Source organism: Phenylobacterium sp. (assembly GCF_013911965.1).
GTDB lineage: Bacteria > Pseudomonadota > Alphaproteobacteria > Caulobacterales > Caulobacteraceae > Phenylobacterium.
Map to the genome: position 1 here is coordinate 233,223 of NZ_JACESE010000003.1, position 21,000 is coordinate 254,222.

The 21,000-nt window shown below is 70.1% G+C and carries 18 protein-coding genes and 1 tRNA gene; 7 read left to right on the forward strand and 12 right to left on the reverse strand.

Features of this window, described 5'->3' with window-relative positions; genetic code table 11:
- Window positions 1-46 precede the first annotated feature (46 nt).
- Complete coding sequence (locus H2041_RS04670; protein ID WP_293409973.1) at window positions 47-1,720, reverse strand: electron transfer flavoprotein-ubiquinone oxidoreductase; 1,674 nt, start codon at window positions 1,718-1,720, stop codon at window positions 47-49.
- Window positions 1,721-1,860: 140 nt separating this feature from the next.
- On the opposite strand from H2041_RS04670, the gene H2041_RS04675 reads away from it, so the two are divergent.
- Together H2041_RS04675 and H2041_RS04680 are read left to right on the forward strand one after the other, a co-directional pair.
- Window positions 1,861-2,688 (forward strand): uracil-DNA glycosylase, encoded by an 828-nt coding sequence (locus tag H2041_RS04675; protein WP_293409974.1) that lies wholly within the window; start codon window positions 1,861-1,863, stop codon window positions 2,686-2,688.
- A gap of 66 nt (window positions 2,689-2,754) precedes the next feature.
- Window positions 2,755-4,374, forward strand: coding sequence for a lytic transglycosylase domain-containing protein (locus H2041_RS04680; protein WP_293409976.1), 1,620 nt, complete (start codon window positions 2,755-2,757; stop codon window positions 4,372-4,374).
- Here H2041_RS04680 and H2041_RS04685 read toward each other — a convergent pair.
- From H2041_RS04685 to H2041_RS04695, 3 genes are read right to left on the reverse strand one after another with little or no spacing between them, the layout of a single operon-like run.
- The gene (locus tag H2041_RS04685) at window positions 4,371-4,829 is read right to left on the reverse strand and encodes a cell wall biosynthesis glycosyltransferase (protein ID WP_293409979.1); all 459 of its coding nucleotides are present in this window, start codon (window positions 4,827-4,829) and stop codon (window positions 4,371-4,373) included. The genes H2041_RS04680 and H2041_RS04685 overlap by 4 nt on opposite strands.
- A gap of 30 nt (window positions 4,830-4,859) precedes the next feature.
- Window positions 4,860-5,207: a helix-turn-helix transcriptional regulator gene (locus H2041_RS04690; protein ID WP_293409982.1), complete on the reverse strand. Its 348-nt coding sequence runs from the start codon at window positions 5,205-5,207 to the stop codon at window positions 4,860-4,862.
- Window positions 5,194-5,640, reverse strand: coding sequence for an SRPBCC family protein (locus H2041_RS04695; protein WP_293409984.1), 447 nt, complete (start codon window positions 5,638-5,640; stop codon window positions 5,194-5,196). Before H2041_RS04695 ends, H2041_RS04690 begins: the two co-directional genes overlap by 14 nt.
- A 111-nt stretch (window positions 5,641-5,751) precedes the next feature.
- Here H2041_RS04695 and H2041_RS04700 point away from each other — a divergent pair, with 111 nt between their 5' ends.
- Window positions 5,752-6,828: a PA0069 family radical SAM protein gene (locus tag H2041_RS04700; RefSeq protein ID WP_293409986.1), complete on the forward strand. Its 1,077-nt coding sequence runs from the start codon at window positions 5,752-5,754 to the stop codon at window positions 6,826-6,828.
- On the opposite strand, the gene H2041_RS04705 is transcribed toward H2041_RS04700, so the two are convergent.
- Window positions 6,825-8,036: a class I SAM-dependent RNA methyltransferase gene (locus H2041_RS04705; RefSeq protein ID WP_293410086.1), complete on the reverse strand. Its 1,212-nt coding sequence runs from the start codon at window positions 8,034-8,036 to the stop codon at window positions 6,825-6,827. The genes H2041_RS04700 and H2041_RS04705 overlap by 4 nt on opposite strands.
- A 259-nt stretch (window positions 8,037-8,295) precedes the next feature.
- Here H2041_RS04705 and H2041_RS04710 point away from each other — a divergent pair, with 259 nt between their 5' ends.
- Window positions 8,296-8,976: a hypothetical protein gene (locus tag H2041_RS04710; RefSeq protein WP_293409988.1), complete on the forward strand. Its 681-nt coding sequence runs from the start codon at window positions 8,296-8,298 to the stop codon at window positions 8,974-8,976.
- A 36-nt stretch (window positions 8,977-9,012) separates the two neighbouring features.
- On the opposite strand, the gene H2041_RS04715 is transcribed toward H2041_RS04710, so the two are convergent.
- Both H2041_RS04715 and H2041_RS04720 read right to left on the reverse strand, forming a co-directional pair.
- Window positions 9,013-9,753, reverse strand: a complete 741-nt coding sequence (locus H2041_RS04715; RefSeq protein ID WP_293409990.1) for a TlyA family RNA methyltransferase — start codon at window positions 9,751-9,753, stop codon at window positions 9,013-9,015.
- 3 nt (window positions 9,754-9,756) lie between these two features.
- On the reverse strand, window positions 9,757-11,514 hold the full coding sequence (locus tag H2041_RS04720; RefSeq protein ID WP_293409992.1) for a class I adenylate-forming enzyme family protein: 1,758 nt from the start codon (window positions 11,512-11,514) through the stop codon (window positions 9,757-9,759).
- Window positions 11,515-11,690: 176 nt separating this feature from the next.
- Here H2041_RS04720 and H2041_RS04725 point away from each other — a divergent pair, with 176 nt between their 5' ends.
- The gene (locus tag H2041_RS04725; RefSeq protein ID WP_293409994.1) at window positions 11,691-14,144 is read left to right on the forward strand and encodes an ATP-binding protein; all 2,454 of its coding nucleotides are present in this window, start codon (window positions 11,691-11,693) and stop codon (window positions 14,142-14,144) included.
- 3 nt (window positions 14,145-14,147) lie between these two features.
- Here the strand turns inward: H2041_RS04725 and H2041_RS04730 are convergent, their stop codons facing one another.
- The 4 genes from H2041_RS04730 to H2041_RS04745 form a co-directional block, all read right to left on the reverse strand.
- Entirely contained in the window at window positions 14,148-16,814 is a 2,667-nt protein-coding gene (locus tag H2041_RS04730) for a valine--tRNA ligase (protein WP_293409996.1), read from the reverse strand.
- A gap of 139 nt (window positions 16,815-16,953) precedes the next feature.
- A complete protein-coding gene (locus H2041_RS04735) occupies window positions 16,954-17,532 on the reverse strand; it encodes a PopZ family protein (protein WP_293409998.1) in 579 nt (192 codons plus the stop codon).
- A 123-nt stretch (window positions 17,533-17,655) separates the two neighbouring features.
- Window positions 17,656-19,149, reverse strand: coding sequence for a TolC family outer membrane protein (locus tag H2041_RS04740; protein ID WP_293410000.1), 1,494 nt, complete (start codon window positions 19,147-19,149; stop codon window positions 17,656-17,658).
- 178 nt (window positions 19,150-19,327) lie between these two features.
- Window positions 19,328-19,897, reverse strand: coding sequence for a protein-L-isoaspartate O-methyltransferase (locus H2041_RS04745; RefSeq protein WP_293410002.1), 570 nt, complete (start codon window positions 19,895-19,897; stop codon window positions 19,328-19,330).
- A gap of 162 nt (window positions 19,898-20,059) precedes the next feature.
- On the opposite strand from H2041_RS04745, the gene H2041_RS04750 reads away from it, so the two are divergent.
- Both H2041_RS04750 and H2041_RS04755 read left to right on the forward strand, forming a co-directional pair.
- Window positions 20,060-20,133: transfer RNA gene (locus H2041_RS04750), tRNA-Cys, on the forward strand.
- A gap of 48 nt (window positions 20,134-20,181) precedes the next feature.
- A complete protein-coding gene (locus H2041_RS04755) occupies window positions 20,182-20,490 on the forward strand; it encodes a zinc ribbon domain-containing protein YjdM (protein ID WP_293410004.1) in 309 nt (102 codons plus the stop codon).
- Between the two features lie 2 nt (window positions 20,491-20,492).
- On the opposite strand, the gene greA is transcribed toward H2041_RS04755, so the two are convergent.
- Window positions 20,493-20,987, reverse strand: a complete 495-nt coding sequence (gene greA, locus H2041_RS04760) for a transcription elongation factor GreA (RefSeq protein ID WP_293410006.1) — start codon at window positions 20,985-20,987, stop codon at window positions 20,493-20,495.
- Window positions 20,988-21,000 lie beyond the last annotated feature (13 nt).

The following is a 21,000-nucleotide window of genomic DNA, read 5'->3' on the forward strand; positions in this document are numbered from 1 at the left end:
CCCCGCAGGGTTTCCTTTCCGGCCGTGCGCCGCAAGCGGCGTCCGGTCACATGTTGGGATAGTTCGGTCCGTCGCCGCCCTGCGGGGTCGTCCAGTTGATGTTCTGGGACGGATCCTTGATGTCGCAGGTCTTGCAGTGGACGCAGTTCTGGAAGTTGATCTGGAACTTCGGGTTCTGCCCGTTGTCGTCGTAGAGCACCTCGTAGACGCCCGCCGGGCAGTAGAGGCGCGCCGGCTCGCCGAACTTCGGCAGGTTCACCTCGATCGGGACCGACGGGTCCTTCAGCTTCAGGTGCGCCGGCTGGTTCTCGTCGTGGTTTGTGGCCGACAGGAAGACCGAGGACAGCTTGTCGAAGCTGATCTCGTTGTCCGGCTTCGGATAGACGATCGGCTTGTGGTCCTTGGCCAGGCCGGTGGAGGCCGCGTCGGTCTTCTTGTGCTTCATCGTTCCGAAGAAGGAGAAGCCGCCGGTCAGGCTGGTGATCGTCATGTCGACGCCGCCGAGCATCATGCCGAGCGCCGTGCCGAAGCGCGCCAGCAGCGGCTTGGCGTTGCGGACCAGCTTGAGCTCCTTGGCGACCCAGGAGCTCTTGTAGGCCTGTTCATACTCGACCAGTTCGTCGCCCTGGCGGCCGCCCTGGATGGCGGCGAAGGCGGCCTCGGCGGCCAGCATGCCGGTCTTCATGGCGTTGTGGCTGCCCTTGATCCGCGGCACGTTCACGAAGCCCGCCGAGCAGCCGATGAGGGCGCCGCCGGGGAAGAACAGCTTCGGCACCGACTGGTAGCCGCCCTCGGTGATGGCGCGCGCCCCATAGGCGATGCGCTTGCCGCCCTCCAGATGCGGACGGACCGCCGGATGCTGCTTGAAGCGCTGGAACTCGTCGAACGGCGACAGCCACGGGTTCTGGTAGTTCAGGTGCACCACGAAGCCGATGGCCACGTAGTTGTCCCCGAAGTGATACATGAAGCTGCCGCCGCCGGTCTTGTCGTCGAGCGGCCAGCCCAGGGTGTGCTGCACCAGGCCCGGCTGGAACTTGTCGTCGGGGACCTGCCACAGCTCCTTCAGGCCGATGCCGAACTTCTGCGGCTCCTTGCCCTTGGCGAGGTCGAACTTGCCGATCAGCTGCTTGGCGAGCGAACCGCGGACGCCTTCGCCGATGAAGGTGTACTTGGCGTGCAGCTCGACGCCCGGCTGGTAGTCCGCCGTCTTCTCGCCGTCCTTGTCGATGCCGAAGACGCCGGCGACGACGCCCTTCACCGAGCCGTCCTCGTTGTAGACGAGGTCGGAGGCGGCCATGCCGGGATAGATCTCGACGCCCAGCGCCTCGGCCTGCTGGCCGAGCCAGCGGCACACATTGCCCAGCGAGGCGATGTAGTTGCCGTGGTTCATCATGAACTTCGGCATGGGCAGCCAGGTGATGTCGAGTTCGCCCTGCGGTCCCAGGAAGATGAACTTGTCCTTCTTGACCGGCGTCTCGAGCGGCGCGCCCTGCTCCTTCCAGTCGGGGATCAGCTCATTGATGGCGATCGGGTCGATGACCGCGCCCGACAGGATGTGGGCGCCGACCTCGGAGCCCTTTTCCAGCACGGCGACGCTGACCTCGGTCCCGGCTTCGGCGGCGAGCTGTTTCAGGCGGATCGAGGCCGCCAGGCCGGCCGGCCCCGCGCCCACGATGACGACGTCGTACTCCATGGACTCCCGTTCGACGTCTTCGCTCATGTCCCCTGTCACTCCTCTTGCCGCCGGTCGGGGCCCCTCACCCTCGCCGACGTTGTTGATCCGTCGCGCGTCTTATCGGAAGGTGAGACCCGCGCGGTCAAGGACAAACCCCGCGAAACGCAGGACTTTCGACCCCCCGCATGCCCCAGACCGCCCCGCCCGCCGATCGCGCCCTGGCCGAAAGCCTGCTGGCCTTCTGGGCGGACGCCGGGGTCGATTCGCTCTTTCTGGACGCGCCCGTGGACCGGATCGCCGCCGGTCTCGCACCGCCGCCGCGCCGGGCCGAGCCGCCGCCGCCCACCGCCCTGCGCGCGCCGCCCGCCCCCGGCGCGCGGCCTGACGTCGCAGCCGCGGCCGCCGAGGCGCGGAGCCTGGCCGCCGCCGCCGGCGACCTGGCCGCGCTCAAGGCGGCCATCGAGGCCTATGAGGGCTGTCCGATCCGCTTCGAGGGCGCCGCCCGCCAGGCGGTGTTCAGCCGCGGCGCCCCCGACGCGCCCGTCATGATCGTCGGCGAGGGTCCCGGAGCGGAGGAGGACGCGCGCGGCGAGCCGTTCGTGGGGCGCGCCGGCCAGCTGCTCGACCGCATGCTCGCCGCCGCCGGACTGACCGACCGCGTCTTCATCACCAACACCGTCTTCTGGCGGCCGCCGGGCAACCGCACCCCGACGCCCGCCGAACAGGCCGCCTGCGCCCCCTTCGTGGAGCGCGCCATCGAACTCGTGCGGCCCAAGATGCTCCTGCTCCTCGGCGGCGCGTCGGCCAAGGCCATGCTGCGCCGGGAAGAAGGCATCCTCTCGATGCGCGGCCGCTGGTTCGAATGGCGCTCGGCCGATGAGCGCCTCGAACTGCCCGCCATGCCGACGCTTCATCCGGCCTTCCTGCTCCGCCAGCCGGCGGCGAAGAAGAAGGCGTGGAGCGACATCCTCTCTCTGGTGCAAAGGCTTGATCGGCCGGAGCGCCCCCACTAGACCTTGTCGCAGCATCGAAAAGGGGGCCATGAGCGGCGGCGCGAGCCGAGGCTTGTGGAAGGTCGGATGACGACTTCGACGCGACGGCAGCTTTTCCGGCTCGGCATGGGCGCGGCCACGGCCGCAGGCCTGATGGGCGCCGGCGGCCAGGCCTGGGCGGCGGTGCAGGTTCTCTCGCCCTGGGACGTCGCCCGGTACAAGGCCGCGTTCGCCGCCGTCGACCGCGGCGACTTCATCGAAGCCCAGATGCAAATGACCGAGCTGAAGGATCGTTCCCTCGCCGGCCATATCGCCTTCCGCCAGCTGATGCACCCGACCGCCCACACCTCGGCCTATGAGGAGTTGCGGGACTGGCTGGCGGCCTATGCCGATCTTCCGGGCGCCGAGCGGGTCCACGCCCTGGCGCTGCGGCGCAAGCCCGCCGGCGCGCCCGCCCCGCGCGCGCCCGTCGTCACCGGCCTCGACTGGGGCCGCGTGGAAAAGGCCGCCCAGACCGTCGGCGGACGGCTGAACTCCGACAAGGGCCGCTCGGCCCGCGAGGCCTTCTATGGCGGCGATGTGGAGCGGGCTTTCACCCTGGCGGCCGACGCCGGCGAACGGTGGATCGCCGGCATGTCCGCCTATCGCCTGGGCCGCTACGAAGAGGCCGAGGGCTTCTTCAGCGCCGTCGCCCGCGACGAGGAGGAAGGGCCGTGGCTGCGGGCCGCCGGCGGCTTCTGGGCCGCGAGAGCCGCCGCCAAGACCGAAGAAGCCGATCGCGCGGTGGCGCATCTGCGCGTCGCCTCGCAGCACCCCGAAACCTTCTACGGCAAGATCGCCGAACGCCGTCTGGCGCTGACCGCCGACGAAGCGCCCTTGCGCCTGTCCCAGGCGGGCCGCCGCTCCCCCTTCTATCAGCCGGCCGCCAGCACGGGCGGGGGCGTCGACACCTTGCGCTTCGCCAAGAGCGACCCGCGCGCCCACCGTGCGGTGGCGCTCAGTCAGGTCGGACTTGCGATGGAGGCGGGGCTCGAGCTGCGCGCCGGCCTGATGCTCGCCCGCAACGAGATCGAGCGCGCGCGCTGGACGACGCTGGCCCTGGCGCTGAACGCCCCCCTCACCTCTCAGGCCGACACCCGCTCGGCCCGGGGCGTGCGCGCCGCCTTCGCCTATCCGACGCCGGCGCTGGAGCCCAAATGGGGCTTCACCATCGACAAGGCGCTCGTCTACGCGATCGTCAACCAGGAGAGCCGGTTCAATCCCGCCGCCGTCTCGCCCGCCGGCGCGGTCGGCCTGATGCAGCTGATGCCGGACGCGGCGGCGCGCGCGGCGGGCGACGACAAGCTGAAGAGCGACATGACCCCGCTCTTCGATCCCGCCTTCAACCTCCGCGTCGGCCAGGACTACCTCACCTGGCTGATGGAGCGCGGCGTGGGCTACGATCTGCTGCAGGTGGTGGCGGCCTATAACGGCGGTCCCGGCACGCTGCAGAAGACGCGCCAGATGGTCGGCGAGACCGCCGACAGCCTGCTGGTCATCGAGTGCCTGCCCTCGGTGGAGACGCGCAACTATGTCGAGAAGGTGATCGCCGCCTACTGGGCCTATCGCGAGCACTTCGGCGAGACGTGCAAGACCCTGGACGCGGCGGCCGCCGGCGCCCGCATCATCGACGCCCGCCTCGACTTCGACGCCCGGATGAAATTCTAGCCCAGCCGGACCGCGCCGCGGCCGAACCGACGGCGCAGACGGTTCAGATCGCCTTCCGGCTGGCCGAAATCGCGCTTTCGGATCAGCAGCCCCGCGCGCTGCGACCGGCCGAAGGCCGCAAGCCAGCCGGATTCCACCGGCGGCAGGACCAGGGCGGGCCGCGTCGAACCGGCGACATGATCGGCCAGCGCCTCGCGCCAGCGGCTGACGAACCGCATCTCCGGCGCGACGAGCAGAAGCCAGTCGCCCCTCACAGCCTGCGCCGCATCGCTGATCGCGCCGCCGACCAGTCGCGCCCCGGCGTCTTCGCACAACAGAGCGGTGGCCCCGGAGGCGTCGCCGCCGACCACGACGACGTCCCGCACCAGGCCTTCGACCGCCGCCGGCACGAGGACGGCGAACAGGCCTGCCAGCGCTTCGTCGGACTCTGGGACGGGAACGATGACGGAGATCATGCCGCTACAAGCCGCGCGGCTGTCCCCGCGTCAATCGGCGGGCGTCTCGACAAGGGCTTTCAGCCGCCCGAGCGCGGCCTCCCAGTGGTCGGCGACCTGCTGCAGGTAGGTCTGCGCCTCGCCCAGCGGGCCCGGCCGATAGGCGTAGCGCGTCTCCCGCCCCGTGCGTGCGCACCGGACCAGGCCGGCCTTCTCCAGAACGTGCAGATGCTTGGTCACGGCCTGACGGGTCAGGTCCGTTTCCGCGGCGAGCGCCGAGATCGAACGATGCTCCCCGTCGCTGAGGCGGGCGAGAAGGGCGAGCCTCGTGGGATCGCCCAGGGCCGCAAAGATCGGCGCCGCCTCGGCGGCCGGCATGACGGGTTCAGGTCTCGACATAGGCCTTGATGTTCTTCACCTGAGCCGCCCAGCCGCCTTCGTTCATGCGGAAGGCTTCGGCGCGGCGGTGCTCGGGGATGTTCTCGAACCCCGACTCTACCACTGTCAGGCGCGTCCCCGTCGAGGTCGGCGTCAGGGTGAACTCGACCCGCGTCGGCGTCTCGGCCGAATAGTCGGCCCCCTCTTCGACCGCATAGGGATGCCAGGTGAAGGCGAACAGACGCGGCGCCTCCATGGCGACGATGCGCACCTCCCACGGCACGTGTTCGAAGCCCGGCACGAGGATCTGCCCCCTCGCCTCCTCCCCGACGGCGAAGCCGGTGTCGATGCGGACGCGGAACCATGCGCCGAACTGAGCCGGCTCGGTGAGCGCGGTCCAGACCCGTTCGACCGGCGCTTCGATGTCGATGGACCTCTCGATGGATTGAGACATTAGCAACCTCCTGGTTGCTCGTTTTGTCGCACATTGGGGCGTTCCGCGCAACCAATTAGATGCGCTTTTGATGTTCTTGTTCCGTTCTATCCGACCGCCTATGGTGGCGCCATGTCCACCTTCACACAGCAGGTGCGCGGGCGAGGCGCGCGCTCCAACGCCACCAGCCGTTTCGACTCGCTGAAGCGGGAGGCCTTCGACGACGGCTGGACGCTGGAGGACGAGGCGCCGGCGCAGCTGCGCACGAGCGTCCTGCCCGATCGGGCAAGGACGATCATCGCGCGCAACACCAGTCCCGACGTCGGTTTCGACCGCTCGATCAACCCTTATCGCGGCTGCGAGCACGGCTGCATCTACTGCTATGCCCGACCGGCGCACGCCTTTCTGGGCCTGTCGCCCGGCCTCGACTTCGAAAGCCGCCTCTTCTTCAAGCCGGACGCCGCCGCCCTGCTGGAAGCCGAGCTCTCGACCAGGGGTTATCAGCCGCGCGTGATCCACATCGGCGGCGACACCGATCCCTATCAGCCGCTGGAACGGGACCTTCGCGTGACCCGCCAGGTGATGGAGGTGCTGCAGCGCTTCGGCCATCCCTTCTCGATCATCACCAAGTCGGCCCTGATCCAGAGGGACGCGGACATACTGGCGGACATGGCTGGCCGCAATCTGGTGCGCGTGGCGATCTCCATCACAACACTCAACCGCCGGCTCGCCCGCAGCATGGAGCCCCGCGCCGCCACGCCCGAACGGCGATTGGCCGCGGTGCGCACCCTCAGCCAAGCCGGCGTTCCCGTCGTCGTCATGTTCGCCCCCTGCATTCCGGGCCTGAACGACCACGAGATGGAGGCGGTCCTGGAACGGTCGGCCGAGGCGGGGGCCGTCGGGGCCGGCTATGTCGCCCTGCGCCTGCCCCTGGAGATCAAGGATCTGTTCCACGAGTGGCTGGCGACCGATCACCCGGACCGGGCTGGCCGGGTCGCCTCCCTGGTGCGGCAGATCCGCGGCGGGCGCGACTATGATGCGCGCTTCGGCGTGCGGATGAAGGGCCAGGGCCCGGTGGCCCAGATGATGGCCCAGAGGTTTCGCGCCGCCCGTCGGCGCTATGGGCTCGACCGCCACCTGCCCGACCTCGCCCTCGACCGCTTCGCGCCGCCGCCCCGGGCCGGCGACCAGATCGACCTGTTCGGCTAGCGTTCGAAGACGCCGACCAGCTCCACGTGCGGGGACCAGAGGAACTGGTCCACCGGCAGCACGCGCACCAGCCGGAACCCGGCCTCGATCAGGGTGCGGGCGTCGCGCCCGAAGGTGGCCGGATTGCAGGAGACGCCGATGGCGCGCCCGACGGCGGAGCGGGCGATCTCCGCCGACTGTTCGGCGGCCCCGGCCCGCGGCGGGTCGAAGACGACGACGTCGGTCTTGCGGAGCTCCTCGGCCAGGACGGGGCGGCGGACGAGATCGCGCGCCTCGGCCCGCACGCCCTTGAGCCCCGGCGCCCCGGCCAGGGCGGTCGTCAGGGCGCGCACGGCTTCGGCCGCGCCGTCGGCGGCGTAGACCGGGGCGATCTCGGCGAGAGCGAAGGTGAAGGTGCCCACCCCGCAATAGAGGTCGGCGATCTGCGCCGCCCCTTGCGCGGCCTCGATGACGAAGGCGCGCATCGCGGCCTCGGCCTGGGGCGTGGCCTGAAGGAAAGCGCCGGGCGGCAGGAAGACGCGGGCCGGGCCGAGCCGGACGCTGGGGGCCTGCTGATCCATATAGGCGATCTCGCCGTCCAGGCTGACCCGCGCCAGACCGCCCTCCGCCGCAGCCTGCGCCAGGCGCATGCGGCCGTCCGCCGACAGGCCGCCGCTCTTGCGCTCCACGCCGGAGATGTCGACGTCCAGGCCCTGGTCGGTCAGGGTCACATGCAGGGTCGGCGCCGACTTCGGATGCTCGAAGAGGGGCGCGGCGAGCCGGCGCAGGGCCGGAAGCGCAGTGACGATCCTGGGATCGGCGATTGGGCAGGCCTCGATGGTCACCAGATCCCAGGAGGCGCGCATCTTGTAGCCCAGCCGGGCGGCGTCGCGACTTCCCTGGCGGGCGTGCAGGGCGACGCGCCGGCGGCTGGCCGGCGGCGAGGCGAAGATCGGCAGGACTTCCGTCTCGATGTGCTGGCGCGCCAGGGTGCCGATGAGGCGCTCCCGCTTCCAGGCCAGATAGGAGGCCATCTCCCAGTGCTGCAGGGCGCAGCCGCCGCAGGTCCCGAAGTGCGGACAGGGCGGCTCGACCCGCTCGGGGCTGGCGCTCAGCAGCTCCGCCAGCTGGCGTCGTTCGCCGCGACCGCGGACGCGCGCCCGTTCGCCCGGCAGGGTGAAGGGGACATAGACCGGGCCTTCGGCCAGGCCATCCCCCTCCCCACCCATGTCGAGGATCGCGACTTCGGTCTCGGGTTCGGGGCCGGCGGGGCGCTGGGGGCCGCGGCGGGGCGGCTTGGAACTTCGCATGGGCCTCGCCATTTCACATTTCGCGCGCGCGGGCCACTCCCGCCTGCGCCGGGCCGGCCTGAGCGAAGATGAACGAACATGAACGGCGCGCTCAACGGCCGTTCAGCTAAGCCCGACCATAGTCCACGGCGAAAGGCGCGAGGTTCGCCTCGCCGTGTTGCTCAAGGGAGAGCCAGAGATGTCCAACCGTTCCACCATTGCGAAGGGCTCGCTCGCTGCGGTCGCGGGCCTGGCCACCCTGGCCGCCGGCGCCGCCGTCCCCACCTTCGCCTCGGCGCAGTCGGGCGGCTACTACGGCTCCTCGGGCGCCTATTATGATCCCTGCCGCCGCGCCCAGACCAACCGCGGCACGGCGGGCGCCCTGATCGGCGGCGCCATCGGCGCGGCCATCGGCTCCAACGCCGCAGCCGGCGGCGTGCGCACCGAAGGCGCGCTGCTGGGCGGCGCGCTGGGTGCGGCCATCGGCGCGGGCGTCGGCAATTCCAGCGCCGCCTGCGCGCCGGGCTACCGCTCCAACAGCTACGACAACGACGCCTACAACGGCTATTACGGCGACGGCCAGTACAGCTCCAACGCCTACGGTTATGGCTCTGGCTACGGGTCCGGTTATGGCTCGAACGGCTACTACGGTTCGTCCTACGACCAGGGCCGCTATGGCTATTCGAACAGCTACGACCCCAGCGGCTACTACGGCAGCGCCTACGACCGCTATGGCCGCTCCTACCCCATCGCCCAGCGCCCGGGCGCCGACGGCTGCAGCGTGGCCGAAAGCCCGATCTACATGCCCGACGGCTCGGTGCAGAAGCGCTTCGTCCGCGTCTGCCGCGACTCCTCGGGCCGCTATCAGGTCGTCGACTGACCTGAGCGCCCTGAGCTCGACGAAGAGCCGTCCGCCTCAGGCGGGCGGCTTTTTCGTGGCCCAGACGAGATATTCCAGATTGCCGTCGCCGCCGGCGATGGGGCTTTCGGCGCTCGCACGGACGTTCCAGCCCGTCCCCTTGAGAAAGGCGCAGACCTCGCGCAGGGCCCGCTCGCGCAGGGCCGCATCCTTGACGACGCCGCCCTTCGCGACGCCTTCGCGCCCGACCTCGAACTGGGGCTTCACCAGGGCCACGAGGTCTGCGCCGGGGCGAGCCAGTTCCAGCGGCCGCGGCAGGACCTTGGCGAGCGAGATGAAGCTGGCGTCGCAGACAACCACGTCAGGCGCAGCCCCGATGTGTTCGGGCGTCAGTTCGCGCGCGTCCTGAGCCTCCAGACTGGTCACGCGCGGGTCGCCGAGAAGGCGCGGATGCAGCTGGCCCCGCCCCACGTCGACAGCGACCACATGGGCCGCGCCACGGTCGAGGCAGACCTCGGTGAATCCGCCGGTCGAGGCGCCGACATCGAGCACGCGTCGTCCGGCGACGGCGACCGGCCAAAGATCCAGCGCGTGGACGAGCTTCAGCGCCGCACGCCCGACCCATGGAAAGGCGGGTTCCGCAGCGATCTCGCCATCCGTCTCGATCAGGTCGGAGGGCCTGCGCACCGTCTCGCCGCCGGCCTTGACCCGGCCCGCCTCGATGGCGGCCCGGGCCTTGGCGCGGCTTTCGAAGAGGCCGCGCTCGACCAGCACCAGGTCGGCGCGCTTCCGACCCATGGATCAGGCGTCGGCCTTATCCTCGAACAGCTTCTTCAGCTCGTTCTTCAGGATCTTGCCGTTCGGATTGCGCGGCAGGGTCTCGTGCCAGAACTTCACCGCGACCGGCACCTTGAAGGCGGCCAGATGCTCGGCGACGTGGGCGCGCAGCTCCTGTTCGGTGGCCTCCGCGCCCGGCTTCAGCGTCACCACGGCGGCCGGCTCCTCGCCGAGGGTCTTGTGCGGCACGCCGACGATGGCGGCGTCCATCACCGCCGGATGGTCGTAGAGAACGTTCTCCACCTCGACGCAGTAGATGTTCTCACCGCCGCGGATCAGCATGTCCTTGGCCCGGTCGATGATGTAGCAGAAGCCCTCTTCGTCGAGGCGCGCCAGGTCGCCGGTGCGAACCCAACCGTCGATGAAGGTCTGGGCCGTGGCCTCGGGCTTGTTCCAGTAGCCCTTCACCACCATCGGCCCCTTGGCCCACAGCTCGCCGACCTGGCCCACCGGCATCTCGGTCTTGCCGTCGGCCGGATCCATGATCTTCAGCTCGGCCACGGGCGCGGCGGGGCCGCAGCTGTCGGGACGGTTCACATAGTCCTCGGCGCCGTTGCTGGTGACGGTGGCGCAGGTCTCGGTCATGCCCCAGCCCTGGCCGGGCTGCGACTTCGGGAAGGCCTCGCTGATCCGGCGCACCAGCTCCGGGGCGGAGGGCGCGCCGCCATAGGCCACCGACTCCAGCGACGACAGATCGTAGTTCTTTCGCGCCGGGTGCTCGATGAGCTGCCAGGCGATGGTGGGCACGCCGCCGGCGGACTGGATCTTCTCGCGCTCGATCAGCTCGAAGGCGCGGATCACGTCCCACTTGTACATCATCACCAGCTTGGCGCCGGCGAAGAGGCTGGTGTTCAGCACGGCCATGCAGCCGGTCACGTGGAAGAACGGAATCGAAATCAGGGACGACCGCTGCGGCCCGTCCGGATCGGGCGCCGGCGGCATCTCGCCGCGGCGCAGGAAGCGGCGGGCGCCGGCGCAGGCCGCCGTCAGGATGTTCGAGTTCACGCCGCGGTTCGTGGCCAGCGCGCCCTTCGGCTTCCCCGTCGTCCCCGAGGTGTAGAAGATGGTCGCGTCGTCGTCGGGGGCGATCTCCACCGACGGCAGCGGCTGGTCCGGCAGCTTGGCCCAGTCGTTGGGGCCGCCGATGATGTTCTCCAGGCAGCTCACCTCGGGGTGGGCGATCTCGTCGCTCTCGCGCGAGACATAGACGTGGACGAGGTCCGGACAGTTCGGCAGGTGCTCGGTCAGGCGCTCATAGCGCTCGGCGTCGACGACCAGCACCTTGGTGCCGGAGTCGGTCAGGCCATATTCCAGTTCGGGCCCGGTCCACCAGGCGTTCAGCGGCGTGACGATCGCGCCCAGCGCCGCCCCGGCGTAGAAGGACACGACCCACTCGGGCAGGTTGCGCATGACGATGGCGACGCGGTCGCCCTTCTTCACGCCCTTGGACGCGAACTCGCGGGCCAGAGCGGAGACGGCGCGATAGAAGGCCTCGAAGCTGACGCGCTCGTCCTCGTAGACGAGGAAGATCTTTTCGCCGTGGGCGCGGGCCGCCTCGACCACGTCGCGCAGGGAGGCCGGCGAGTTCTTCCAGGTCTTCAGCTTGACGCCGCGGACCTCGACCTCCTCCGTCTCGAAGGGCGTGCCCGGAGCCGTCAGCAGGGCGTGGGCGTCGGCGATGGACATGGCGGGCCAGCCGGGAGGCAGAGCGGCCTCGGTCATGAGCGTTCTCCTAATGCTGCGCGGGGATCGGACAGTCCCGGCGTCGTCTCAGGTGAACAAGCATAACCTGCGGCCTGAGGCAAACGTGTGTTCGAGCGATACAGCCCAGGGCTGCGGCCCCGCGCCGCAGCCCCTGCGCAAGGCCTCCTTAACGACGTCCCGCGGAGGATCGACCCATGGTTGGGAAGAACTCCGTGCTCTCGCGTCGCGACATGCTGGCCTCGTCTGCGCCCGCCCTGGCCGCCGCCGATTCGGGGCCGGCGGAGACGTTCGACTCGCTCACGCGCCTGGCGACGCAGATCTTCCGCGCCCCCATGGGCATGGTGAGCCTCCTGGACGGCGACCGGCAGTGGTTCCGCAGCCACATCGGCCTCGACGAAACCTCCATCCCGCGTGAGGGATCGTTCTGCCACCACGCCGCCCTGGAAGGCGCGGGCGTCTTCGAGGTCTGCGACACGCTGCGCGATCCGCGCTTCGCCACCTATGCCTATGTCGTGGGCGCCCCCCATGTGCGTTACTACGCCGGCGCCCTTCTCCGCTCGCCCGAGGGGGAGCCGCTCGGCACGCTCTGCGTCGCCGACACCAGTCCGCGCCCGCCGATGGACGGCACCGCCCGCGCGCAGCTGCGCACTCTGGCGAGCGCTGTCGAAAGCGCAATACAGCTCGGCCATGAGCTGCGCGTCCGGCGGGAGGCCGACGCCCGGATCGCCGAGCAGGCGCGCACCCTGGAAATCGCCGAACAGGCGGCCGGCCTCGGCCACTGGCGTCTCGACCGGGATTCGGGCGTCAGCCACTGGTCCGATGGCGTCTTCGATATTCACGGCCTGCCGCGAGCGGCCGCGCCGCCAAGCTTTGAAGACGCGCTGGCGCTCTATCATCCCGACGACCAGCGACTGATCCAGGAAATGGTCGCCCGCGCGTGGCGGACGGGGATCGGCTTCGACACCCCGCTGCGCCTGCGGCGCGCCAGCGATGGGGCGGAGCGGTGGGTCCGCACGCGCGCCCAGGCGGATTCGGACGCCAAGGGCCGCCCGAGCGCGCTGCTGGGCGTCATACAGGACATCACGGAAGAGCGCCGCGCCCTGACGGAGCTGCGCGCGAGCGAGGCGCGATACCGTCTGTTGGCGGACAATTGCCACGACATCCTTCTGCGCATCGACCGCGACGGCGTGGTCCGATACGCCTCGCCCTCGTGCCGTCAGCTCGGCTATGCGCCCGAAGACGTCGCCGGCCGTCACCTGACCGAATTCCTGCCGGGCCAGCACCGCAAGGACGCCGCGAACGCGCTGCTCGACCTGTTCAACGCCACCCACACCGGGAGCGCCAAGACGCGCGACTATCCGGTCGTGGCCGCGGACGGATCGATCGTCTGGCTGGAAGGCGCCTCCACCATCGTCCGCGACATCAACGGCGAGGCCGTGGAGATGGTCAGCGTCTTCCGCGACGTCACGGCGCGACGCGAGCTCGAGGCCCGCCTGCAGGCCGCCGCGGAAGCCAAGACCGTCTTCCTGGCCAATATGAGCCACGAGCTGCGCACGCCGCTGACCAGCATCCTGGGCTTCTCGTCCCTGCTGGCGACGATCCCGGAACTCCCGACGCCGGCGGCGCAGCATGTCGGCCGCATCACCGCCGCCGGCCAGGCGCTCCTGGCGCTCATCAACGATGTGCTGGACTTCTCGAAGCTGGAGGCCGGCCAGATCCAGCTGGAGCCCGCCCCCGCCGACGTGCCGCGTCTACTGGAAGAGGTTCGCGACATCCTGTCCGTGCAGGCCGCGGTCAAGGGGATCGACCTGACGCTGGACGCACAGATGGCGGAGCCGAGGCGGCTGCTCGACGATCTGCGGCTCCGCCAGATCCTCGTCAACCTGACCGGCAACGCCATCAAGTTCACCGACCACGGCTCGGTCACCCTCCGGGTCCGCGAGACGGGCGGCGTCGAGGCGCCGGCGCTGCGGGTCGAGGTGATCGACACCGGACCGGGCATTCCCCAGGACCGCCAGGAACGTCTCTTCAAGCGGTTCTCCCAGGTCGACGGATCCGTCACCCGGCGGCACGGCGGATCGGGGCTCGGCCTTTCCATCAGCCGGGAGCTCGTCGAACTGATGGGCGGCCGGATCGGCGTCGAGAGCCAGGAGGGCCAGGGCGCGGTCTTCTGGCTGGAAGCGCCCGCGCCGGTGGTCAATGAGACGAACGCCAAGGACAGCGCCGTCGCCGCTCCGGCGTCGGCGAGCGCCGCCCTCCGCGGCCGCATCCTGATCGTCGACGATCATCCGATGAACCGCGAACTGGTGCGGCTGTTCCTGGCGTCGCCCGGCCTCGAAATCGACGAGGCGGAGGACGGGCAGCAGGCGCTCGCCTTCGCCACCGCCCAGCGCTACGACCTGGTCCTGATGGACGTGAACATGCCGGTGCTCGACGGCCTCGCCGCGACCAGCGCCATCCGCGCCACCTGCCCGCTGAATGTCGGCGCTCCCATCGTGGCGCTCACAGCCCAGACGGGCCCCGAGATCGAACAGAAGTGCTTCGACGCCGGGATGGACGCCGTCCTCGCCAAGCCGATCCAGCCGCACGACCTCATCGCCCTGGCGAGTCACGCCATGGCGCCGGCCGATGTCGCCGGCGCCGCCTGAGCCTCAGGACACGCCGGACAGGCGCTCCAGGGCGGCCTCGAGTTTCGCCTTGGCGGCCTCGGCCTCGGCGAGCCGTTCGCGGTTCTCCTCGACCACCTCTTCGGGCGCGCGGGCCACGAAGTCGGGATTGTTCAGCTTCTTGGCCGTCCGCTCCATGTCCGCGGCGTGGGCGGCGATCTCCCTGGTCAGACGGGCCCGTTCGGCGGCCAGGTCGATGAACTCCGCCACCGGCAGGGCGAGCGTCGCCCCCTCGACGACGAAGGGAATGGCCCCCTCGGGCGCGCGATCGGCCGAACGGACGCCGGCCACCCGCAGGGTCTGGCCGATGACGGCGGCGGCCTCTTCCAGCACCCGGCGCTGATCGGCGCTGGCCTCGATGACCAGCAGTTCCGGACGGGCCGAGGGCGGCACGTTCAGCTCGGCCCGGACCGAGCGGCCCTCGCTGACGGCGGCGATGACGAGGCCGATCTCGGCCTCAGCGGCGGCGTCCGCCAGGCCCTCGGAGAGGTCCGGCCAGGGCGCGGTCATCAGGAAGCCGCTGTGATCGCGCGGGGCGCCCTCGCCGGCCGTCTGGGACCACAGCTCTTCGGTGACGAAGGGCATGATCGGGTGCAGCAGGCGCAGGATCACGTCCAGCATCCAGGCCGCCGTGGCCTGCGTCTCGGCCTTGGCCGCGGCGTCGTCGCCGTTGAGGATCGGCTTGGCGAGTTCGACGTACCAGTCGCAGTAGACGTTCCAGATGAAGCGGTAGAGGGCGTTGGCCGCCTCGTCGAAGCCGCAGCCGTCGAGCGCCTGGGTCACGCCCTGGGCCGCCTTGGCCGCCTCGCCGACGATCCAGCGGTTGAGCGTCACCTTCAGGTTCGCGGGGTCGAACCCCTCCGCCCGGGCGCAGCCGTTCATCTGGCAGAAGCGGGTGGCGTTCCACAGCTTGGTGCCGAAGTTGCGATAGCCCTCGATCCGCTGGCGCGACAGCTTGATGTCGCGCGCCTGGCCCGACATGGCGGTGAGCGTGAAGCGCAGGGCGTCAGCCCCGAACTCGTCCACCAGTTCCAGGGGGTCCATGACGTTCCCCTTGGACTTGGACATCTTCTTGCCCTCGGCGTCACGGACCAGGGCGTTGATGAAGACGCGGCGGAACGGAACCTCGCCCGTGAAATGCAGGCCCTGCATCATCATCCGGGCGACCCAGAAGAAGATGATGTCGAAGCCGGTGATCAGGGTGTGGGTCGGATAGAACCGCTCCAGGTCCTTCGTCTTCTCCGGCCAGCCCATGGTCGAGAACGGCCACAGGCCCGAGGAGAACCAGGTGTCGAGGACGTCCTCGTCCTGCTTCAGAGGCTCGTCGCGGCCATAGTGCTCGCGGGCGGCGGCGCGCGCCTCCTCCTCCGTCTCGGCGACGAAGGGACGGCCGTCCGGGCCGTACCAGGCCGGGATGCGGTGGCCCCACCAGAGCTGGCGCGAGATGCACCAGGGCTGGATGTTCCGCATCCACTCGAAATAGGTCTTCTCCCAGTTGCGGGGCTCGAAGACGGTGCGGCCGTCCTCCACCGCCTGGATGGCCGGCTTCGCCAGGACCTCGGCGTTGACGTACCACTGGTCGGTCAGGAAGGGCTCCACGGGAACGCCGGAGCGGTCGCCGTGCGGAACGACGTGGCGGGTCGGCTCGATGCCGCGCAGCAGGCCCAGGGACTCGAATTCCTCGACGATCTTTTTGCGCGCCGCGAAGCGGTCCAGGCCGCGATAGGCCGCCGGGGCTTCGTCATTGATGCGCGCGAACTCGTCCATGACATTGATGGCCGGCAGGTTGTTGCGCTTGCCGACCATGAAGTCGTTGAAGTCGTGGGCGGGCGTGATCTTCACCGCCCCGGAGCCCTTTTCCGGATCGGCATAGTCGTCGGCGATGATCGGGATGGGCCGGCCGACGATGGGCAGTCGGACGCACTTGCCGATCAGATGCTTGTAGCGCTCGTCGTCAGGATGAACGGCGACGGCAGTGTCGCCGAGCATGGTCTCGGGCCGCGTGGTGGCCACGACGATTTCGCCGGAGCCGTCCTCCAGCGGATAGGCGAAGTGCCAGTAGTTCCCGTCGACCTCGCGCTGCTCGACCTCCAGATCGGAGATGGCGGTCTGGAAGTGCGGGTCCCAGTTCACCAGCCGCTTGTCGCGATAGATCAGCCCTTCCTTGTGGAGTTGGACGAAGACCTTGCGAACGGCGGCCGACAGGCCTTCGTCCAGGGTGAAGCGCTCGCGGCTCCAGTCGCAGGAGGCGCCGAGGCGGCGGAGCTGGTTGACGATGGTCCCGCCGGACTTCGCCTTCCACTCCCAGACCTTCTCGATGAAGGCTTCGCGGCCCAGGTCGCGGCGGCTCATATTGCCGGCCTCGGCGAGCTGGCGCTCCACGACCATCTGGGTGGCGATGCCCGCATGATCGGTGCCGGGCAGCCACAGGGCCGCCTTCCCCCGCATCCGCTCGAAGCGGATGATCACGTCCTGCAGCGTGTTGTTCAGCGCATGGCCGATGTGCAGCGAGCCGGTGACGTTGGGCGGCGGGATGACGATGGAAAAGGGCTCGGCGGCCGGATCGTCGGTGGGGGCGAAGGCGCCCGACTGCTCCCACGCCTCGTAGAGGCGCGGTTCGGCGGTCTTGGGATCGAAGGTCTTATCAAGCATGGCGGATCCGGCGTCCATTACAGCCCCGCGCCGCGCGGCGGAAGCCGGGTGCGGCGCCTAAAACGAACGAACCCGCCCGTGGTCAGGGCGGGTTCGCAAGGCCAGCGCGCCGGCGGCGCGCATCGGCGAACAGGTGATTTTAGCGTACGCGCCCGCGGGCGATGCGTTCGACTTCCTCGCGGACCGAGGCCTCGACGATGCGCGGCAGGTTGTCGTCCAGCCACTGCTTGAGCAGCGGACGCAGCAGTTCGCGCACGACGTCCTCCAGCGTGCGGTCGCTGTGCGGCATGCCGATCGCCGCCGAAAGCTGGCCGAAGGCCGAGGCCGCAGCGGTGGCGGCGGTCTGGCTCAGCAGGCCTTCGTCGGTGTCGTCATAGGACGACGCCGGCTCGGGCGCGTAGGCCGCCGATTCCGGTTCGGCCGAAGCGGGCGCCGTGGTCGGGCTGTAGACGTCCAGGTCGCCGACCTGGTCGACCCGGTCGGTCAGCTCCAGCACCTCCTCATCCTCGGGCTCGGCCGAGAAGGTGGGCTCCGGCGCGGGCTCCGGTTCGGGTTCCGGCTCCGGTTCGGGCGCCGGGGCCTCGGCGGCCGGCGCGGGCTCCGGCTCGGCCGCCTCCGCCTTGGGCTCTTCGGCCGGAGCGTCGTCCTCAGAGATGATGCGGCGAATGGAGGCGAGAATCTCCTCCATCGTCGGTTCTTGGGACGTCTGATCGGACATGTGGCGCGCCGTGCTGAGTGCTTGGAGAATCCTTCCGCGCCAGCCTAGGCGCGTTGCGGCGATCCTGCAATTTCCGCCCGACGCCGCAAGGCTGCAATCGCGTCGGGCGAAGACTGCAACGTCCTAGTTCGCCGTCGAGATCGGGGCGTCGTGCGGCAGTTCCTCGGTCTGCGGCACGAAGGCGGAGTCGACGATGGCGATCGGCTCCTCCCAGGGCACCCAGCCCCAGGTGATCCGCTTGCCTTCGGAATTGGCCTGGGCGTCGTAGACGTCGATGCCCGGAACCAGGTTCTCCGCCTGCAGCCGGCCGATGGCGGCGAGCACCGAGGCGGCGGCCACATATTCGTCGCGACGGGCCGAAATCTGGGCCAGTTCGGCCGAGCGCAGCTCCTGCTCGGCGTTCAGCACGTCGATGGTGGTCCGCAGGCCGACCTGCTGCTCCTGGCGCACGCCCTCGGCGGCGATGCGGGCGGCGCGGACCTGTTCGTCGGTGGAGCCGATATTGGCCCGGGCGGCCAGAAGCTGGCTCCAGGCCTGGGTGACGTTCTGCAGGGCGCTGCGGCGGGCCTGCTCGACGCCGAGCTCAGCGGCGTTCTCACGCTCGCGGGCGGCGCGGATGCGCGAATTGGTCAGGCCGCCGGTGAACAGCGGCACGGTCAGGGTCGCGCGGCCGGTGATGTTGCGCGAATAGTCCGAGGGCTCGAACGGATCGGCCAGGCCGCTCCACCCCAGGCTGCCGTTCAGCGACAGATTGGGCATGCGTTCGGCCCGGGCGGCCGAGACCCGAGCCTCGGCGGCCTGGGCGTTGTAGAGGGCCTGGCGCACCTGCGGGTTCTCGATCTCGGCGGCCTCGTAGGCGGCGTCCACCGTCGCCGGCAGGATTTCGGCGAGCGGCGGCTCGGCCTCGAGCGTGCCGGGATTCTGCCCCACCACGGCGGCATAGGTCGCGCGGCTGATGGCGAGCTGCGCCTCGGCCGAGCGCAGCAGGGCCTCGGCGGCGGCCAGGCGCGCCTGGGACTGGGCGACGTCGGTGCGGGTGATCTCGCCGACCTCGAAGCGGGCGTTGGATTCGTCGAGCTGGCGGCGCAGGACGGCCACGTTGTCCTGGCGGACGCGCACGGCCTCCTGGTTGGCGCGGACATCCACATAGGCGGAGATGACGCTGCCCAGGATCTCCTGCTCGATGCGGCGCAGGTTCTCCAGGCCGGCCAGCACGTCGGCCTCGGCGGCGGAGACGGCGGAGGCCACGCGGCCGCCGGTCCAGATCGGCTGGGTCAGGGACAGGCTGGCGGCCCCGGAATTGCCCTCGTCGATGCCCGAGAGCGTGTCGCCGACATCGTCGCCGTCGGTGTCGATGAGCCGCCCGGGCGTCCGCGTCTCCGTGTACTGACCCGAGGCCGAGGCGCTCAGCGAGGGCCGCCAGCCCGACCGGGCCTGGACGATGCTCTCGTCGAGCGCGCGCTGGCTGGCGCGCTGGGCCTGCAGGGTCGGGTTGGTCTGGTAGGCGAGCGCGATGGCGTCGGCCAGGGTTTCGGCGGCGGCCGGAACGGCGAGGCCGAACACCAGGCCCGCGCTGCAAACGGCGGCCAGCAAGCCCCCACGACGGCTTTTGAACATTCGTAATCCCCGACTAAGGCGAGAGAGACTGCGCCCTATATGACCGCACGTTTCCGTCTCGGCCAGAGGGCGCAACCTTAAGCTTTTTTCACGCGGTGACCGAGCCGTTCCCTCCCGGGCGCGGCGCGCAACTCTACGATCTTCTCACGTCCTGTTCGCCGAGGCGTTTCACCACGTCTCAGAAGGCGAAACCTTGCTCAGGCTCAAATCCGGTCAGGAAGTGCGGCGTGGCGTCGAAGACTTGCCGGCGCGCCAGGCCCGTCTCGGTCCGGATATAGACCACGGCCTTGCCGACGGGCCCGTCCCGCTCGATCACGCCCAGCCGGCCTTCGTGGGCCAGGCCCGCCGTCCAGGCGTCGGGCGCACGCGCCACGGCGCCTTCGCAGATGATCAGGTCATAGTCCTTGCCCGGCAGGGTCTTCAGATCCCCCTCCTCCAGGCGCTCGACCGTGAGGCCGATGTGTTCGAGCACGGCGGCCGCATAGGGGGCGGCGATGGCCAGCGCCTTCTGACCCGGCTGGGGCGCCAGCGCCTGCAGCAGCTTGGCCACGTCGCGCGGCGACAGCAGGCGGCGGCCGGGGGCATATTCGGGATCGGAGTCGGCATAGGCGAGATAAGCCTTGCCGGGCAGCACCAGGGTTTCGCGCGGCACCGCGCGCATGGCGTCCTGGACGCGCACGTCGGTCACGTCGTTGGTCCGGACCTGGCTCTCGACCATGTTCAGGCGGGCGGCGGAGAAGTCGACCATGGGACCTCGGCAAGCGTGCGAATGTGGGGCGCTTATAGGTCCGGCCTTAACAAGAGCGCAATCACCGCCTGCGAGAGAGATTGCCGCGGGCGGGCGCTTCTGTTAGCGATCCGCCTCCGCACGCAACGGCGCGCCCTGAAACGAGCGCGCCGGCTGCCGGATGGCCTGGTGGCGGAGTGGTTACGCAGCGGACTGCAAATCCGTGCACCCCGGTTCGATTCCGGGCCAGGCCTCCATCCCCGAACGCCGGACCGGCGCGCCTCAACCTCGTGGACCCGCAACCGATGAGCCCGGCCGACAACGACTTCGTCTATGACGAGACCACCGGCGAGTGGGTCAGCGCCGAGACGGCGGCGGCCAATGCGGCGGCGGCCGGTCAGGTCGAGGTCCGCGACTCGGTGGGCAATCTGCTGGCCGACGGCGACAGCGTGACCCTGATCAAGGACCTGAAGGTCAAGGGCGCCGGTCAGACCCTGAAGCGCGGCACGGTGATCAAGTCGATCCGGCTGACCGGCGACGATCAGGAGATCGACTGCCGCTACGAGGGGATCAAGGGGCTGGTTCTGCGGGCCGAGTTCGTCCGCAAGAGCTAGAATCAGTCGCCAGGCGACGGCCGGACGGCGATCACCTCCACCTCAGCCCCGTTCACCACGGCCGAATCGCCCACGCTCTTCCCCAGGAGGGCGCGCGCCATGGGCGAGACGTAGGAAATGCTGCCGGCCGCGGGGTCGGCCTCGTCCTCGCCGACGATCCGGAAGGTCTGGCTGCGGCCGTCCTCGCGTTCGATCTCCACAGCGCCGCCGAACTGCACCTTGCCCGGCTCCGGCGCCGGCTCGGTCAGTTGCGCGCTCGCCCGGCGGGAGGACCAATAGCGCAGGTCGCGCGTGGCCCGCGCCATGGCCGTGCGGTCGGTGCTCACCTCGCCCGCGGCCTGGGCGGCGGCGTAAGCCGCCTTGGCGGCCTCCAGCTCGCGCTCGATGGCCGCGAGGCCCGAGGCGGTCACCAGATTGGCGTGGGGCGAGATCGGGCGGTCGGGCAGATCGGCGGCCCGGGCCTCGTAGTCTTCTTCACGGGTGAATGCGACGCTCATCCCAGGATAACTA